General features: G+C 67.8%; 14 protein-coding genes. 8 read left to right on the top strand and 6 right to left on the bottom strand.

All coding sequences use genetic code 11. The features are described 5' to 3' along the window. The first annotated feature begins 177 nt into the window (after nucleotides 1-177). From BHU15_RS14070 to BHU15_RS14060, 3 genes are all read left to right on the top strand, one after another. Nucleotides 178-1266: an NADH:flavin oxidoreductase/NADH oxidase gene (locus tag BHU15_RS14070; protein WP_255293104.1), complete on the top strand. Its 1089-nt coding sequence runs from the start codon at nucleotides 178-180 to the stop codon at nucleotides 1264-1266. A gap of 37 nt (nucleotides 1267-1303) precedes the next feature. After that, complete coding sequence (locus tag BHU15_RS14065; RefSeq protein ID WP_255293103.1) at nucleotides 1304-2602, top strand: MFS transporter; 1299 nt, start codon at nucleotides 1304-1306, stop codon at nucleotides 2600-2602. A gap of 64 nt (nucleotides 2603-2666) precedes the next feature. Beyond that, on the top strand, nucleotides 2667-3464 hold the full coding sequence (locus BHU15_RS14060) for an alpha/beta fold hydrolase (protein WP_069627495.1): 798 nt from the start codon (nucleotides 2667-2669) through the stop codon (nucleotides 3462-3464). Between the two features lie 217 nt (nucleotides 3465-3681). Here BHU15_RS14060 and BHU15_RS14055 read toward each other — a convergent pair whose 3' ends face one another. Further along, nucleotides 3682-4536: an alpha/beta hydrolase gene (locus BHU15_RS14055; RefSeq protein ID WP_069627494.1), complete on the bottom strand. Its 855-nt coding sequence runs from the start codon at nucleotides 4534-4536 to the stop codon at nucleotides 3682-3684. Then, nucleotides 4533-5255 carry an amidohydrolase family protein gene (locus BHU15_RS14050; protein ID WP_069627493.1) on the bottom strand — a complete coding sequence of 241 codons (723 nt, stop codon included), beginning with the start codon at nucleotides 5253-5255 and terminating at the stop codon, nucleotides 4533-4535. Before BHU15_RS14050 ends, BHU15_RS14055 begins: the two co-directional genes overlap by 4 nt. Nucleotides 5256-5310: 55 nt before the next feature. Here BHU15_RS14050 and BHU15_RS14045 point away from each other — a divergent pair, with 55 nt between their 5' ends. Next, nucleotides 5311-5961 (top strand): TetR/AcrR family transcriptional regulator, encoded by a 651-nt coding sequence (locus tag BHU15_RS14045; protein WP_255293102.1) that lies wholly within the window; start codon nucleotides 5311-5313, stop codon nucleotides 5959-5961. Nucleotides 5962-6988: 1027 nt separating this feature from the next. On the opposite strand, the gene BHU15_RS14040 is transcribed toward BHU15_RS14045, so the two are convergent. Then, on the bottom strand, nucleotides 6989-7720 hold the full coding sequence (locus tag BHU15_RS14040) for a DUF7873 family protein (protein ID WP_069627492.1): 732 nt from the start codon (nucleotides 7718-7720) through the stop codon (nucleotides 6989-6991). A 112-nt stretch (nucleotides 7721-7832) separates the two neighbouring features. After that, nucleotides 7833-8078, bottom strand: coding sequence for a helix-turn-helix domain-containing protein (locus BHU15_RS42140; protein WP_366448291.1), 246 nt, complete (start codon nucleotides 8076-8078; stop codon nucleotides 7833-7835). Between BHU15_RS42140 and BHU15_RS14035 the strand changes: the two genes are divergently transcribed. Next, nucleotides 7991-8203, top strand: coding sequence for a hypothetical protein (locus BHU15_RS14035; protein ID WP_069627491.1), 213 nt, complete (start codon nucleotides 7991-7993; stop codon nucleotides 8201-8203). The genes BHU15_RS42140 and BHU15_RS14035 overlap by 88 nt on opposite strands. A 548-nt stretch (nucleotides 8204-8751) precedes the next feature. Here the strand turns inward: BHU15_RS14035 and BHU15_RS14030 are convergent. Beyond that, nucleotides 8752-10038 carry a CynX/NimT family MFS transporter gene (locus BHU15_RS14030; RefSeq protein WP_069627490.1) on the bottom strand — a complete coding sequence of 429 codons (1287 nt, stop codon included), beginning with the start codon at nucleotides 10036-10038 and terminating at the stop codon, nucleotides 8752-8754. 55 nt (nucleotides 10039-10093) lie between these two features. On the opposite strand from BHU15_RS14030, the gene BHU15_RS14025 reads away from it, so the two are divergent. Further along, nucleotides 10094-10870 carry an AraC family transcriptional regulator gene (locus BHU15_RS14025; RefSeq protein WP_069627489.1) on the top strand — a complete coding sequence of 259 codons (777 nt, stop codon included), beginning with the start codon at nucleotides 10094-10096 and terminating at the stop codon, nucleotides 10868-10870. Between the two features lie 290 nt (nucleotides 10871-11160). Beyond that, complete coding sequence (locus tag BHU15_RS14020) at nucleotides 11161-11847, top strand: hypothetical protein (protein WP_069627488.1); 687 nt, start codon at nucleotides 11161-11163, stop codon at nucleotides 11845-11847. A gap of 101 nt (nucleotides 11848-11948) precedes the next feature. On the opposite strand, the gene BHU15_RS14015 is transcribed toward BHU15_RS14020, so the two are convergent. Next, complete coding sequence (locus BHU15_RS14015; RefSeq protein ID WP_069627526.1) at nucleotides 11949-12317, bottom strand: hypothetical protein; 369 nt, start codon at nucleotides 12315-12317, stop codon at nucleotides 11949-11951. Nucleotides 12318-12949: 632 nt separating this feature from the next. On the opposite strand from BHU15_RS14015, the gene lanKC reads away from it, so the two are divergent. Further along, nucleotides 12950-15613, top strand: coding sequence for a class III lanthionine synthetase LanKC (gene lanKC, locus BHU15_RS14010; protein ID WP_069627487.1), 2664 nt, complete (start codon nucleotides 12950-12952; stop codon nucleotides 15611-15613). The last annotated feature ends 18 nt before the right edge of the window (nucleotides 15614-15631 follow it).

Below are 15631 nucleotides of genomic sequence, written 5' to 3'. Positions count from 1 at the left end.
GGCAGAGCGGCCGCCGGGCCGACTTTCGGTGCGCTGGGGGGATGTCGTAGCAGGCATGTGACCAGTATTGCACTGATCACTGCCTTTGTAGCGCAGCGTTCGCTGCGTTTGTGTTAGGCTCAAGCCGCTAACGCAATGATCACTGCGAGGTTTGCGCCTCAGGAAGTGAGTCCTCCTGTGTCCAGTCCGGCATTCGTGGGCCCCGAGATGAGCCCCCTGCAACTGCGGGACGTCACGGTCGCCAACCGTGTGTGGATGTCTCCGATGGCCCAGTACTCCGCCGCCCCGGACGGCAAGCCGACCGACTGGCACCTCGTGCACTACGGGGCGCGAGCAGTCGGCGGAGCAGGGCTGATCATGATCGAGGCCACGGCCGTCGGGCCGTCCCACCGATGCACCGCTGCTGACCTCGGGCTCTGGAATGAGGAGCAGGCCGCCGCTCACCGGCGCCTGACCTCATTCATCTCCGAGCAGGGTGCGGTGCCTGCCATTCAGCTCCAGGCCGCGGGCCGGAAGGGGTCGCACAAGCTTCCCTGGGACGGGCTGGGTCAGAACGACCCCGTGCGCGTGGGTGACGGCGGTTGGGACACCATCGCGCCGTCGACAGTCCCCTTCGGTGATCTGAGCCTTCCGCAGGAAGCGAGCCACGCCGACATCGACCGGACGGTCGCGGACTTCGCCCACTCGGCCACGATGGCGCGGCACGCGGGATACCAGGTGGTCGAGATTCAGGCGTCTCACGGATACATCCTCCACGCGTTCCTTTCTCCGCTGTCCAATCACCGGACGGACGAGTACGGCGGAGCGCTGCAGAACCGAATGCGTTTCCCTCTGCGCGTAGCCCAGGCCGTTCGAAAGGCGTTCCCGGCGGAGAAACCTGTTTTCGTCCGTATCACAGCCACGGACTGGGTCGAAGGTGGCATCTCCATCGACGAAGCGGCAATTTTCGCCAAGGAGTTGGCCGCCGTCGGTATCGACCTCCTTGATGTCACCTCCGGCGTGCTGCTGCGGGACGTGCAGGCCCGCCCGCCGGCTCGCGACGGAGTTCACATCGAGTTCGCCGACGCGCTCAAGAAGGCGTCGGGTCTCCCCGTCGCCCCTGTTGGGCAGATCGCCGACATGTCGCTGGCGGGCGAAGTCGTAGCGAGTGGCCGAGCGGACGCGGTGCTGATGGGGAGGGCGCTGCTGCGCGATCCGTACCTCGTCCTCCACCACCGCCGTGACGACCACTCGTCCTGGCCGAATCAGTACCACCGGGCCCTGTGAGAGCAGAGCAGAAGACGGAAGGTGAAGGGAAAATCCCATGACATCCATGAATCGCACTGCCGGGGGCCTTAGGGCCGGGGGACCGGACGGTACGAAGACGAAGCACACGTCCGTCGGCGCTTCGCACCGCAGGCCGGGCAAGGGCGTCTTTGCAGCCGTAGCCGCAATATTCATCCTCTTTCTGGCCGCTTCCAGCGCGCCGTCCCCGCTGTATGTGATCTATCAGGAGCAGTGGCATTTCGAGGCGTGGGCACTGACCGTCGTCTTCGCCCTCTATGTCCTCGGCATGCTGGCCTCGCTGCTGACCGTAGGAGGGCTGTCGGATCATCTCGGCCGTCGGCCAGTTCTCGCTGCCGCGATCGCACTGGAAGTGGTCGCGCTGGTCCTCTTTCTGGTCGCGGGGAACGTGTATGTCCTGTCCGCCGCCCGCGTATTGCAGGGCATAGCGACCGGGGCCGCGACAACGACTCTGAGCGCCATGCTCGTCGACCTCGAGCCCGTGCGCGGACGGGCGGGGGTCGTCACCTCCATCGCGCCGCTGAGCGGACTCGCGGCCGGTGCTCTGGGCAGTGGCATGCTCGTGGAACTCGCCCCGTCACCGACCCGGTTGGTCTACGCATTGCTGCTCGCCGGAATGGCCGCGGCGGCGGTGGTAGTCGCGCGGACCCCCGAGACCTCACCGCGCCGCCCGGGTGCCGTAGCCTCCTTGCGCCCGCGGGTCGCGATGCCCGCCTATCTGCGCGCAGACCTTGTGCCGCTCGTACCTGCGGGAATCGCCGCTTGGGCTCTCGGCGGCATGTACCTCTCCCTCGGCCCATCCGTCGCCGCCCAGTTGCTGGGGCTGCACAGCCACTTGATCGGCGGCGTCGTCGTAACGCTCCTGGCGGGCACCGGAGCGGTCTCCATAACCCTGCTCCGCTCCAGGCCGGCTTCGACACTGTTGGCCCCGTCGGCCGCACTGCTCGGGATCGGCACGCTGATATCGCTCTCCGGGGTGGTGCAGGGCCTCGCCTGGCTTGCCGCCGTCGGCACCGTCATCTCCGGCATCGGCTTCGGCGCCTCGGTGCTGGCCACCTTCGGGACCTTGGCACGCGTTGCCAAGCCGCATGAGCGCGGCGAGGTGTTCGCCTTGGCGAACGTCATCAACTACCTGGGAAACAGCGTTCCCGCCGTACTCGGAGGAATCGCCGTCACCAGCATCGGACTGAGGGCGGCAGCGGAAATCTATGCGCTCGCAATCGCGGTGATCACTTTCTCCGCCCTGGCGCTGCGCCTGAACCAGATACGCGTAGCACGCCACTCAGCCGCAACCACAGAGATCGCCCCATGCAGTTGAGCTGCCCAGCAATATCCACGCGCCAACCAATACGGCTTTTCACCACCTATGACAAGGAAAGATCATGACGACCAGGCCGAAGAAGCATCTTGAGGTTCAGCGGGACGAGCACACGACCATCAGGTACACGGTCAGTGGCCCCGCCTCGGGAACGACGCTGGCGCTCATTCATGGATGGGGCCTCAATCGGACTGATTTCGACGTGATCGCCGATCACCTGCCTGACGACATTCGAGTCATCGCCGTTGACCTCGCCGAGCACGGCGAGTCGCGGTCGACGCGGAACGTCTGGACGATCGAAGAATTCGGTCGCGACGTAGCCGCCGTCCTGGAAGCGGAATCGATAGACACGGCCATTGTTGCCGGGCACTCTCTTGGTGGGGCAGTTGCCGTCGAAGTCGGCCGACAGTTGCCCGACAAGGTGTCGCACATCGTCGCCCTCGACGCGCTGCACTACCTGGGCCTGTTTCCCGCGCAGAGTGCGGAGCAGGTCGAGGCGATGGAGAACCTCTTCCGCCAAGACTTCGAGGGAGGGGTGCGGGGGCTGGTCGAGGGAGGTTCGCCGGCTGGAACTGACGAAGCCCTCAAGGATGCCTACTTCGAGAAGATGGTCGCGGTACGGCAGCCTGCCGGCCTGCATTCCATCGTGGGCCTGGTTCACTGGGACATGGACGCGGCGCTGATCGAGACGAAGCAGCCGATCACGGTTTTCGCGATACGGGAACTTACGGATCAGGAAGCGATCGAGCGCTACGGGAACCGTGTCGACATCGTCCTCGTCGACCTCGGCAGCCACCACTTCCAGGTGGAGGCGCCCGAAGGCACAGCGAGGCTGCTGGCGGGTGTGGTGGACCCCAAGTAGGCGCCAGATATGGCAATTTCCCACGACTGATCGCCAAGAAGACTCGTGAGCCATAGGCCACCCGTCGCACCTCAGTCAGACGGATGGCCACAGCCGCCGACGCCAGTCATGAGTCCGAGCGAATCAACTTGCTCGCAGTCTCATGACGGCTCGGCGGCGTTGCTCAGGAGCGCTGCCCCCCCAGCGATGCGGTCAGGCAGAGCCGCGGCCTTCAGGCTCACCGGGCACGGCAGGTCCTGAGGTAGCTGAGGAACGATGCCTGCAGCCCGGTCACGTGCGTTTCGTGCATGACCTCGCTGGTGACGGATTCGCTGCGTGAGGGAAGGCGGTGGAGGAACGTCGCCGCGTTCTTCGCGAGATTCTGGTAGATCGCCACGTCTCCGAGGATCTCTCGGTCGTTGAGGGTCACGTGAAGCTTGGTGGCGGACCGGCTGTCACCCATTGCTTCAAGTCGAGCGAAGACCTGACTGTCCGCACTGACAACGCCGGGGCTGCCCGCACCGATGCTCTCGAAGAACGTGTCGCCGGTGAGCCAGGCGTAGAGACTGAAGAGTCCGCCGTAGGAATAGCCGAAGAGGCCGTGACCGCTCGGGGCTGTGCCGTAGTCGCGTTCGATCCGCGGATGCAGGTCGGCGGTAAGGAAGTTCAGGAACACATCCCCGCGGCTGTCGTTCAATTCGGCGAGATAGGCGTCGGCTTGCTCGCGAGTCTTCGCGCCCAGTCGGACCGCCATCTCCACCGCGTCGATGAACTCCTTGGCGATGGGTTCACCGGGAGGCACGAGGTCTCGGTTGCGCAGCCGCTCCCAGTGCTCCGCCTCCTCGCCCGCGTAACCCACGCTGACCTGGATGTAGGGCTGAATCGGCTGCATGGGGTCCAGTTGGGTGACGATGAGCGGGGCGGTCATGCCCACAGCCCAGTTGCCGTCGAGCACGTACACCACAGGCGCTTGCGCGGCGGCAGGGTCGTAGCCCGGTGGCGTGGTGACCCAGATGCCGTAGTCGTACCCACCACTGGAGCGCATCTCGAAGTAGTCGGTGTTGGCGAGGCAGCCCTGCCACATGGTGCTCATCTGAGGTCCTTTACGATCTGGCCGGCCCGGAGTACGAGTACGGCCTTGGTGGGGTCGGGGAACAGTTCTGGGTGTTTGAGCGAGTTGCCGTTCCAAAGAACGAGGTCTGCCTGCGCGCCAGGAGTGATGACACCCACCTGGCCGGAAGGCGGCGCCGCTACGAGAGCTTCCATCGGCGTCTCGAGGGCTGCGCGCAGGCTGAGTTCAGTCGCTACGTTGTGCCGCAGCTTGTCCGCGTTGCCCGCCATCACGGAGCCGGCCTCGTATTGACCGTGCCCGCCGATCTGGCACTGAACAGGTCCGCACGACAGGACACGCGGCCCTCTGACCTTGCCCTTCGCGGTCGCGGTGACGGTACCGCCTTCGACCCCGCCGGTGTCGCGAACGGTCGTGAAGCCGGCGTCGAGTGTCGTGCCGGTCGTGGCGAAGATGCCGGCAGCGATCTCGGCGGCGCTTATCTGAAGCGAGAAGTGCGGCTGGATCGGGCTCGACAGGCCCAGGTGGACATGAGCGCCGATCAGGCCGGGCGTCATCGTCAATCCCTTGGCATCGAGACGCTCGCGGTGCGCGCTGGAGGTACCGAGTCGGGTGATTCGGCCGTTCTCGATGGTGACGTCGACGTCGCCGGGATCGCGCCCCGATCCGTCGATGACCGTCGCGCCGACTGCATGAGCAGGTTCGATCGTCGATCCTCCGCGTTGCGGGCTGACTGCGACCATGTGCGAAGCAACACGGAACCGCCGAACTTTCTTTTCCAATGGATAAACTGTGGGAGTGATCCTGTCAACCTCGGAACGCAAGGGCAGCGCGCGCGAGCGACTCCTGGCACGGCTTCTCGACGCGTTCGGCGAGGCCCTTCCCCCGCCTGAGATGTCGCTCCGCGAGATCGCCGCCCGGATCGAGACCAGCCACGCCCTGCTGCGATACCACTTCGGATCACTCTCGGGCGTCCTGGCCGCCATGCTCAACGCGCAGCGATCCCGCGACAACGAGGCACTTCTGGAGGCCGCCCAGCAGGGCACCTTCGACGACTTCGTCGAGGTGATCTGGCGTACCTACACCCGGCCGGAGCGGTTGTCGCGTATCCGCGGCTTCTTCTACGTCGCCGGACTGGCCGCGTACGGCCCCGAGGACTTCCGTGAGTTCGTGGAGTCGATCGGCGACCTGACCGTGATGCTGTCCTCAATCGCGGAACGCGAAGGGCTCGACACCAAGGAAGCACGCGATGTGGCCACCGTCACCGTTGCCGCGATTCGCGGCCTCCTATTGCAGGAAGTCCTGACCCCCGGTACCTGTTCGGAGGACGCGGTCGCCTTGATCGTGCGTATGCGGGGGACGGGTGCGTGGGGCGCGCCTCAGGGGACGGAACGGAACTGTCCGCCGGGGTGGTCGTCAACGCGGCCGGCCCGTGGTCGGGACAACTGAACCGGCTCGCCGAAGTGGGGGAGGAGACTTCACCGTCGGTCTGCGGTCGCTGCGCCAGGAGGTGCACCACGTAGCGGGGACGCAGGTGACGCTGGCGGCTCGCCGCCTGCCCGGCCTGCGCGTTCCCAACAAGCCTCATGGTGTGGCGGGCGTGTACGACGTGACCGACGACCGGACCCCCGTATACGCCCGAACCGATCTTGACGGCCTCTACGTGGCCATAGGCACCAGCGGTAGTAAGTTCAGCACGCCCCTCTGGTGGGCCGCCTCACGACCACCCTGATCCACGGTGTCGAAGGCGGGCACGACCACGACCGGAGCGGGCTCACGCACACCTACGAACACACGGGCCAGACCATTGACCTCGGTACGTTCTCACGCCGCCGCCGACCGGCCTCATCCACGGGCACAGTCCTCTGACGTCGGTCGCTGGTCGGCAGCTCTTCGTGCGGCGGGGCAGGGCGACGGGCGGGACAGCGACACCATCCGGCCAGGCCGGCGAAGTCCTCTAGGCGCACCTCGTGTCGACTGCCTCGCACCACGGCGACGCTTCCGGCGCAGACTCGCAGGGACGCCCTGACCACTCAACCCGGTGAGCCTTCCCGGTCAACAGCCCAAGCCGCAGGCCGGAACGTGACGGAGCCCGGGAGCATGTCCAGCTCCCGGGCTCCAACTTGCCACCCATTTGCGCACACCGGCGGCGTTTAAGAGCCGCGGGTCATGTTGAGATCGACGTGTTCTGCCTTTGAACTACAGCGCCACGAGAGAGGCGCCGAGGGGACTTGAACCCCCAGCTCGTCGATGTTCGCCCACGCTCGGTCGATCCGGTGTTCGGCGGCGAATACTGAGACTGGAGCGAGAATCTGAGTTTCATGGGGCCGCCTCTGCCAGGCTTGGGCCACCCCCGCACGTGGTGCGGGGAGAGGGATTCGAACCCCCAACTGACACCCCTTGATCAGCTTCAACATCAGTTTCAGCTTGCGCTCATCGCGCACCCTCCGCTCGCGACGGAGGGCGAATGTGGGGGCTACCGGAAGAGGTAGCCGAATACCGCGTCGCCGACACGCTGGTCGGTGACCTCGGTGTTGTTCGCCTCCTCGCGGGCGAACTTGACGGACTGCTGGAGTTTCTCGACGCGGTCGAGGAGCTCGTTGACCCGCCGGGCGGGCAGCGCGCCGGAGAACTTCACCGTGGTCCAGTAACCGACCGGGACGTCCTCGTAGTACACCTCGACCTGCGCCGGGTGCTTCTCCGTGGCCTCGGCCTTCACGTGGTTGCGCGGAACCTTCTTCGTACGGATTGTCCGCACCGGGTCCGTCTTCCACGAGTCCGTCGAGGGGTCCAGGTTCCACGACTCGGAGGCGTCGAGCACCGGCAGCTTGCGCACGAAGGTGTGCAGGTCGGTGAGTTGCTTCTCCAGGAACAACAGGTACGGGACGGGAACCTGGGACAACAGCACCGTACCGTCGACCACCACGTCCGCGACCGCGGACCGGTTCGCCCAGTCCTTCGTCGCGGTCACGTCGAAGAGCCGCGTCAGCGTCCCGGCGGTCGCCCGCAGAGCGTCCTCGGCCTTGATCTGCACCCGCGTGGACTCGGGCGGCAGCTGCTCGCCCTCCTCGTCCTTGGGCTGGTAGGTCCGGGAGATGCCGGCCAGCAGGGCGGGCTTCTGCACGTCCTGGTGAGCCTGGGTGAGCTCCTGGAGGGCCTTGGACTTGACGCCCTTTTCGACTGCGATGATCTGATTCAGCTTCGGCACACGGCGAACCTAACAACCCCGCGCCGCACGCACATCTGATTAAACGTCCGCCCCGTCCCTTCCAGGCCGAGACGCGCGGTCAGTTGGCCGTCGCCGACGCCCAGTGAGCTGCTCAAGTGGAGCGGTGGACATGCAGGGTGAAGGCGGCACGCCGCGCGTCGCCAGCGTGATCGAGACACATCCGCAGGGTGTCAAGCAGCCCACGGTACTTGGGGGTTTGAAAGCAGGGGGCGCGGTCCGGGGTGGATACCCTTGGCAAGCTTGTCGGGGATGAGTGCCCCAGAGGGCCCGTCTGCTTCCTCGTACGAAGAGGGCCTCCGTGAGGCGTGGGTGTGGCCCGCCTACGCCCATCCAGCACAAGGCGGCTTGTCCCAGGCCGAGTTCAGCGACCAGCTTTTCGCGCAGCACCTCGGCAAGCTCTGCGGCGTCGCGCTCGACGACCTGGGAACGTACCTCGTCCAGATCGTCAGCAGAAGCGCGTGAGCCGGACGCGTCAGGGCCAATCCGCGCGCGAGGGAAGCCGCCATCGACGGCGAGCTCCAAGGCCAGACGGCGTTGTTCAGCCTGAGGCTCGCCCTCTTCGCACGCCACCATGGCTACCAGGACCGTGACCGGGCCGGCCACGGCGTGTCCATCCGCGACGAGCATGGCACTCGCTTCCTTCCGCAGCGCCTGGTCCGGGGCGACCAGGTCGCGGACCGGCTCCCTGGCGTGGCCGCGAGCCACTTCGACGGCAAGGTAGTCGCGGTGCAGAACCAGGGCGGCTTGCTTAGTCGCCTCAAGCAGAAACTTGACGCCCGCTGCCGACATCGCCATCGGAGCCGAGCAGCCCATCGTCGTAGCGGATCCGATTGCCGATCCGTTCCATCGTGATGCCGATCTGGGTGCACGGCGGAAGGGTGAAGACATCGGAAGCCTGGGCACTCCCGTCGCGCGCGGAACCGGTGCAGCGTTCGGGTTCCAGCTCGCCGCAGGGACGGCCCGGCTGGGCGTGCCTTGGGGATCTTGTCGAGCTCGCGGGCCTACGCCCTTCAGGAGGACGCCAGGACATGACGGTCCCGGCTCGCGCCGAAGGCCGCGACAGTCTGCGCGACGAGCACGGCGAGCAGCACGGCGACCGGCAGCGACCATCCCCCGCTCGCGGAGTGCAGCAGGCCGAGACCTAGCGGGCCCAGGCAGGCGATGAGGTAGCCGACCCCCTGCGCCATCGTCGAGAGCCGGCCGGTGTGGTGCGCGTCGGGCGAGCGGGCGACGATGTAGCCGAGGGCGAGACCGATGGCAAGGCCCTGGCCCAGTCCTAGGGCGGTCATCCAGAGGTAGGCCCCCGATACGGGGGACATGAGCAGGCCGACGAAGCCGGTGGCGCACAGCAGGGCAGCCGCCAGGGGCGCGACGAAGGCCGGGCGCAGACGCTGCTGCAACCAGGGCGCCGCGAAGGATGCGGCCATGCCGGGGAAGCTGGAGAAGGAGAGCATCCATCCGGCCTGGCTGTCGCTCATGCCGTGGTCCTGCAGAAGCGTCGGCAGCCAGGAGAGGATCGCGTAGTAGCCGAGGGACTGCAGCCCCATGTACAGGGTCACCGCCCAGGCGGTTCGGTCGCGCCACAGCGCCCTGAGCGCGGGTGCGGCGGTATCGGCTCCTCCTTGCTTCACCCGCTCCTGTCGCCGGCGGTTCGGGGAACGCCGGTCCGGCGCGAGCAGTTCGGGAAGCCAGGCGAGGGCGGCGATGAGGGACGGGATCGCCCACAGCGCGAGCACCTGCCGCCAGCCCCAGCCGGTGGCCGACTCCAGCGGGACGACCACGCCCGCGGCGAGCGCGGCTCCGCCGGACAGGGCCAGGGAGTAGCAGCCGAGCATCAGCCCGGCGCGGCCGGCGAAGTCATGCTTGATGAGCTGCGGCATGAGGACATTGCCGACGGCGATCGCCGCGCCGGCGATCAGGGTGCCGCCGAACAGGGCGAGTACCCCCGGTACCGAGCGCAGCACAATGCCGCCGGTCAGTGCGAGCAGCGCGTACCACAGCAGGTGGTGGGGTCCGAAGCGCCGCGTGAGCCGGGGCGCGAGGAACGCGAACGCCCCGAAGCAGACGACCGGCACCGTCGAGAGGGCTCCGGCGCCGAACGATGAGAGGTGTTCGTCGCGCTGGACCTCCTTGAGTACGGGAGACAGGGACGCCACGGCGATGCGCAGGTTCAGCGCGGCCAGGCCGAACGCGAAAGCGGCTTGTACGGTGCGCACCCCGGCCGGCCCGGGAAGGGACGGCTGCCGGGACGCTGACGGGCGGGCCGCTGGGGCCTGGTGGGTGACTGGGCTGTTCATGCCGTCCACTCTCGGGCGGAGCCGGGACGGCGGGCCACCGATAGGATGCCAATCTATGAGGGAAACCCGCCATCTTGATCTCGCGGAACGCGGCCGTATCGTCCTGGCGCACGGGCAGCGGCTGCCCACCCATGCCCACGACCGCGGTCACCTGGTCTATTCGGCCACCGGCGTGCTGTCCGTGACCACCGCCAGGGGTACGTGGATCGCTCCGCCGACCCGGGTGGCGTGGACTCCTGCGGCCTTCGAGCACCACCACACCGCGCACGGCAACGCGGACATGCGGATTCTGTTCCTGTTCGACGCCCTCGCCGCCCGGCTGCCCGCGCATCCCGCCGTGCTCACCGTCTCCGGACTCTCCCGCGAAGCTCTGCTCGCCCTCACGGCCGAGGCGGCGGACACCGACGGGCGGGCGCCGGAAGCGGTCGACCGGCTGCACGCGGTCGTCGTCGACGAGCTCACCGCGGCCCCCGAGCAGCCGCTGCACCTGCCCGAACCGGCCGACGACAGGCTCCGGGCGCTGACCGGCATCCTCTACGCCGACCCTGCCAATCAGCAGACTCTCGCCGAGCTGGGCGCGCGCGTCGGGGCGAGCGAGCGTACGCTCAGCCGGCTCTTCGGGCAGGAACTCCGGATGAGCTTTCACCAGTGGCGCACTCAACTACGCGTCCAGCACGCGCTCACCCGCCTCGCCGCGGGGAAGTCCGTCACCGACACCGCTCTCGCCTGCGGCTGGGCCAATCCGACGAGCTTCATCGAGGCTTTCGCCGCCCTCGTCGGCGAGACCCCCGGCCGCTACCGCAACCGTCAACTCCCCACCGAGGGCGGCTAGTCGCTCTCGTCGCGGGCCATTCGGACGACATCGGTCGCAGTGTCGAGGAGGCATCGGGCCCGATCTAGTAGTGCTACGCCTCTACGCCGCCTCGCGAGCACGGACTCGTCTGCTTCGGTCCGCTGGGAGAAAGGCATCCGCTGGGGTGGACGCCCGCTCACCACCGCACCGTGAACGCCCCGGCGATAGCGGTCTCAGCACTAGCATGCGCAGAGGCAGTGGAGGGAGCGACGGATCCGATGGAACCCTTGGAGCCGAATCTCCCTCCCGTGCCTTCGACATTTCCCATCGTGCCTGCGACAAATCCCGACGGCGGCTGGGGTGCGCAGCGGACTCCGCTGCCCGCGCCACCGCTCCGTCTCGACCCCGCGCAGTGCGACGGGGAGCTCGACTCCCTCGCCCTGCGCACGTTCCTGGTGTCCACGCTGCTGTCCGACGAGCGTCGAGCCCTGCGCGAATGGCTTGCTCCCGACGAACGGGCCCGCCTCACCGGGGAGATGGCGGGCCCGGAAGGAGAGCGCCTCGTCACGGTCCGCGCGGGGCTGCGGCTGTTGCTCGGGCAGATGTTGGAAGCCGACCCAGGGGCCGTCGTCATGGATGACGGCCCGTGTCCGCACTGCGGTCGGCTCCACGACCGCACCGCGTCCTCTCCGGCCGGCCGTCGACTGCACTTCGCCACTGTCTGGCAAGGGGATCTCATCGTGTACGCGGTCTGTCGCTTCCCTGTCGGGCTCGGGCTCGCCATGACCGAAGGACCCGGCCGCGAAGCATGGCTGCGGGGCCGAAAGCCGGCCCGGCTCGCCGCGTACCGCGAAGGGGTGGCTCGGGGGCGGTGTTCTCGCGTGCGTGACGGTTCGGTCGAGTACATCGTGCGCTACGTCGATACGGCGCCCGAGTACGGCTGTGTCGTATCGGTGGTGTACGAGGCGCCTTTCCACGAGGACACCCTCGGTCTCCGGGCAACGTCGACCGGCTGACAGACCCCGGGCCGGTCAAGGTCACCTGCCCCGCACCAGCGTGTTGACCGTGACGTCCAACCTCGCGGCCTGATGGACCAGCGCCTCGGCCTCGTCCGTTGTCACTCGGGGGTGTCGGCCGCCTCCATGGTGGTGGGTCGACGTCCGCCGCAGCAGGCCACCACGACTGTCGCCGTGGAGTTCAGGAAGATCGTGAACACCGACGACTTGTCCACCGCGTCGATGCTTCCGGTACGAAGCGGCTCTTCCCCGGCCCGCTTGAGGATGTCGACGCTTCCGGCAAGGCCGTCGATCGTGTGGCCACGCTTCAGGGAGTGACGCATTCGAGCCCGGAAGACGCCCGCGTGCCGGTTGGCGGGGACCAGGCTGTCCCAGACGACGAAATCACCCCCGGCGATCAAGGCGTCACGTGCGGGTCCGCATGCCGGGGTCTGTTCGCGGAGCATGGCGATGAGTTCGTCGCGGGTCACGCTGCGACCCGGTGACGAGAAGACCAGCAATCGGTTGTGTGTGACAACTACAGCACCTCTCCTCGACCGGTTCCCTCACAGGCTATTCGGTGCCGTCGGTGAAAACGAAAGTCCGCTTCTCGACGCCGTTTCGACCACGAACGACATCCTGCTCGTGCCGGAACTCAACCAGCCCCTCGCCGCGGTGGTCCTCCCCGCGCGAGGACACCATCACCGTCCAGACCCGGAACGGCGTGCGCTACGAGGCGCTAGGGCCCAGCACCCGTGAGTGTGCTCGCGCAGCAGAACTTCCTGCGCTTCGAAGCGGGCGCCAGCAGGGGGTAGTCATGACCCACTACGCCGGCGTCCCCCGAACTGCGCACGAACTCGGTCTCGGTCTCGGTCTCGAATTCCCTGCGGGCTTTCGTGAGATCGATCGAGATCAGCGGACGGTTTCATTGCGAAGCGGCCCGCAAGGCCATCTTCTGCGCAGCCTGGCGATCTTCCCCGCCACGCCGCGCCCCTGGAACCCCCAACCGGTGAAACACGCTCGTTACTCGTGCGTAATGCACATCGTGTCGGTGACATCCGCGACTATCAGCCGCCCTCGGCAGCGTGGCAACGTTTGCGTTCTCGCCGACGAAGGAGGGTGTGTGAACAAGGGTTACGCCGTTTTCTGCGACGCAGACCGGCAATTCTACGACTCGCCGCACCACCTTTCCCCGGTCGGCGGACCGACAGCCGCTGGACCGGCAGTTGGCGAACCCGCGGGGCAGTGGTACGAAGCCGCCCGGCGCCCCGTGCCCGATGGATGGCGGCGGCATCGCAGTGGTGACTGGCTGGCGTTCCGGCCGGTCGAGCACGAACTCCCGCCCCAGGGCTGGAAGATTCACGTCTCCGCCTGCCTGGACAACGCCGAGTCGATTCTCGACCGGACGATGGCCTACTGCGTAGACCGTCGCATCGCGTTCAAATTCGTGCCGAGCAGATATCTCCTGCACACCCGAAACGCCAAATACGCCGACCGAGGCGCCAGCGGGAAATTCATCACCATCTACCCGGCGGACGATGAGCAGTTCGGGCGCATAGCCGCGGAACTCGACGCGATTCTCGCCGGCGAGCCCGGCCCGTACATCCTGAGCGATCTGCGGTGGAACGCCGGCCCCGTCCACGTACGCTACGGCAGCTTCACGCGGCGCGACTGTTACGCCGACGGCATGCTGCGCCCCGCGATCGAGAACGCCGAGGGGAAGCTCGTACCCGATCCGCGCGGCCCCGTCTTCCGGATACCCGACTGGATCACGCCGCCCGAGGTCCTGCGTCCCCATCTAGAGGCGCGCGCCGCGACGACCGTCGAGGCGTCGCCGTACGTCGTCGAACAGGCCCTGCACTTCTCCAACGGCGGTGGTGTGTACGTCGGCCGCGACAGCAGGACCGGCGCGAAGGTGGTGCTCAAGGAGGCCAGGCCGCACGCCGGTCTGGCGGTGGACGGGGCCGACGCGGTGACCCGGCTGGCCCGGGAGCGGTACGCGCTGGAACAGCTGTCCGGGCTCGCCTGTACGCCGGAGGTCCTCGACACGTTCGAGCTCGGCGGCCACCACTTCCTGGTGCTGGAGTTCGTCGAAGGCAGACCCCTCAACACCTTCTTCGCCCGCAGACATCCCCTGATCGACGCGGACCCCGGTGCGGAGCGGCTCGCCGAATACACCGAGTGGGCGTTGCGCGTGTACGGGCTGGTGGAGAGCGCCGTCGAGGCGGTGCACGCCCGCGGGATCGTCTTCAACGACTTGCACCTGTTCAACATCATGGTCTCCGAGGACGAGTCCTCCGTCGTGCTGCTGGACTTCGAGGCCGCGGCGCCCGCCGCCGACAACGGGCGGCAGACCGTTGCCAATCCGGCGTTCGTCGCCCCCGGGGGCCGACGCGGTCTCGACGTCGACCGCTACGCGCTCGCCTGTCTGCGCCTGGCCCTCTTCATACCGCTGACCAGTCTCTTCGCCATCGATCGGGTCAAGGCCGCGCATCTGGCGGAGGTGGTCGCTCGGGAGTTCCCCGTCGATCGTGGCTTCCTGGACGACGCGGTGGCGGAGATCATGAGGGAGCCGGGCCGCGAGCCGGATAACGGTTCCAGAACTGGTACGGCGCCCGCCGCCCCCGGCCCCTATCTTCCGGCCGACCCCGCCGACTGGCCCTACAACCGCGACTCCATGGTCCGCGCGATCCTCGCCTCCGCGACCCCCGAACGTGACGACCGCTACTTCCCCGGTGACATCGCCCAGTTCGCCACCACCGGCGGCGGTCTCTCCTTCGGATACGGCGCGGCCGGTGTCCTCTACGCCCTCGCCGAAAGCGGCGCCGACCCCTGCCCGCGCGCCGAGGAATGGCTGCTGGAGCGGACCAAGCAGCCCGAGTCCGGCACCCCGCTGGGCTTCTACGACGGTCTCGCGGGCCTCAGTTGGACCCTGCACCGGCTCGGTCATCCCCACCGCGCCCTGGAACTGGCCGAGTTGGCGATCAATCAGCCCTGGGACGAGCTGCCCGCCGATCTGCACGGCGGCGCCGCCGGACTGGGACTCGCGCTCGACGCTCTCGGCGAGGCGACCGGTGAGAGCGGACTCGCCGACGCGGCCATGCGCTGCGCACAACTCGTCGCCCGTGCAATGGACTTGACCCCCGCAGGAACGGCGGCCGACGGCACACGGCGGGCCGGGCTGCTGTACGGCGGCGCGGGCACGGCGCTCCTCCTCATCCGCCTGTACGAACGCACCGGCGACACCGCGCTGCTCGATCTCGCGGCCACGGCGCTCCACAACGACCTGGACCGCTGCGTACAGAGCGCCGGCGGCACGCTCCAGGTGGACGAGGGCTGGCGCACCATGCCCTACCTGGGCGCGGGCAGCGTCGGTATCGGGATGGTCCTCGACGACTATCTCGTCCACCGCGCCGACGAGCGATTCGCGCGAGCGCGCGGCGACATCGTCAGGGCGGCCCAGGCGACCTTCTACGCGCAGCCCGGACTCTTCCGCGGCGCGGCCGGCATGGTGCTCCACCTCAGCCGTACGTCGGTGACGGGCCCTGGCACCGAACCGGCCGACATCGCGCGGCAGATGGGCGCCCTCGCCTGGCACGCGATGCCCTACCAGGGGCATCTCGCCTTCCCCGGGGAGCAGATGATGCGGCTCTCCATGGACCTCGCCACCGGCACCGCCGGCTGTCTGCTGGCGGTCGCCGCCGCCCACGCGGACGAACCCGCGCGACTGCCGTTCCTCCCGCCGCTGAAGAAGCGGCCCATGAACCGGCTCCTCCCGGAGTCGTAACCAGCACACCGTCCCCAT

The sequence above is a fragment of the Streptomyces niveus genome (assembly GCF_001723055.1).
GTDB lineage: Bacteria > Actinomycetota > Actinomycetes > Streptomycetales > Streptomycetaceae > Streptomyces > Streptomyces niveus.
The sequence above is the reverse complement of the archived record's forward strand: the minus strand, read 5'-3'. Positions and strand labels throughout refer to the sequence as shown.

What these genes read in the sequence shown, in the direction of transcription:
- BHU15_RS14030 (WP_069627490.1), bottom strand. Translation starts at nt 10,038, where the DNA reads ATGAACAGCCCAGTCACCCACCAGGCCCCAGCGGCCCGCCCGTCAGCG.
- BHU15_RS14060 (WP_069627495.1), top strand. Translation starts at nt 2,667, where the DNA reads ATGACGACCAGGCCGAAGAAGCATCTTGAGGTTCAGCGGGACGAGCAC.
- BHU15_RS14050 (WP_069627493.1), bottom strand. Translation starts at nt 5,255, where the DNA reads ATGGTCGCAGTCAGCCCGCAACGCGGAGGATCGACGATCGAACCTGCT.
- BHU15_RS14055 (WP_069627494.1), bottom strand. Translation starts at nt 4,536, where the DNA reads ATGAGCACCATGTGGCAGGGCTGCCTCGCCAACACCGACTACTTCGAG.
- BHU15_RS14035 (WP_069627491.1), top strand. Translation starts at nt 7,991, where the DNA reads ATGAGTGCCCCAGAGGGCCCGTCTGCTTCCTCGTACGAAGAGGGCCTC.
- BHU15_RS14025 (WP_069627489.1), top strand. Translation starts at nt 10,094, where the DNA reads ATGAGGGAAACCCGCCATCTTGATCTCGCGGAACGCGGCCGTATCGTC.
- BHU15_RS14065 (WP_255293103.1), top strand. Translation starts at nt 1,304, where the DNA reads ATGACATCCATGAATCGCACTGCCGGGGGCCTTAGGGCCGGGGGACCG.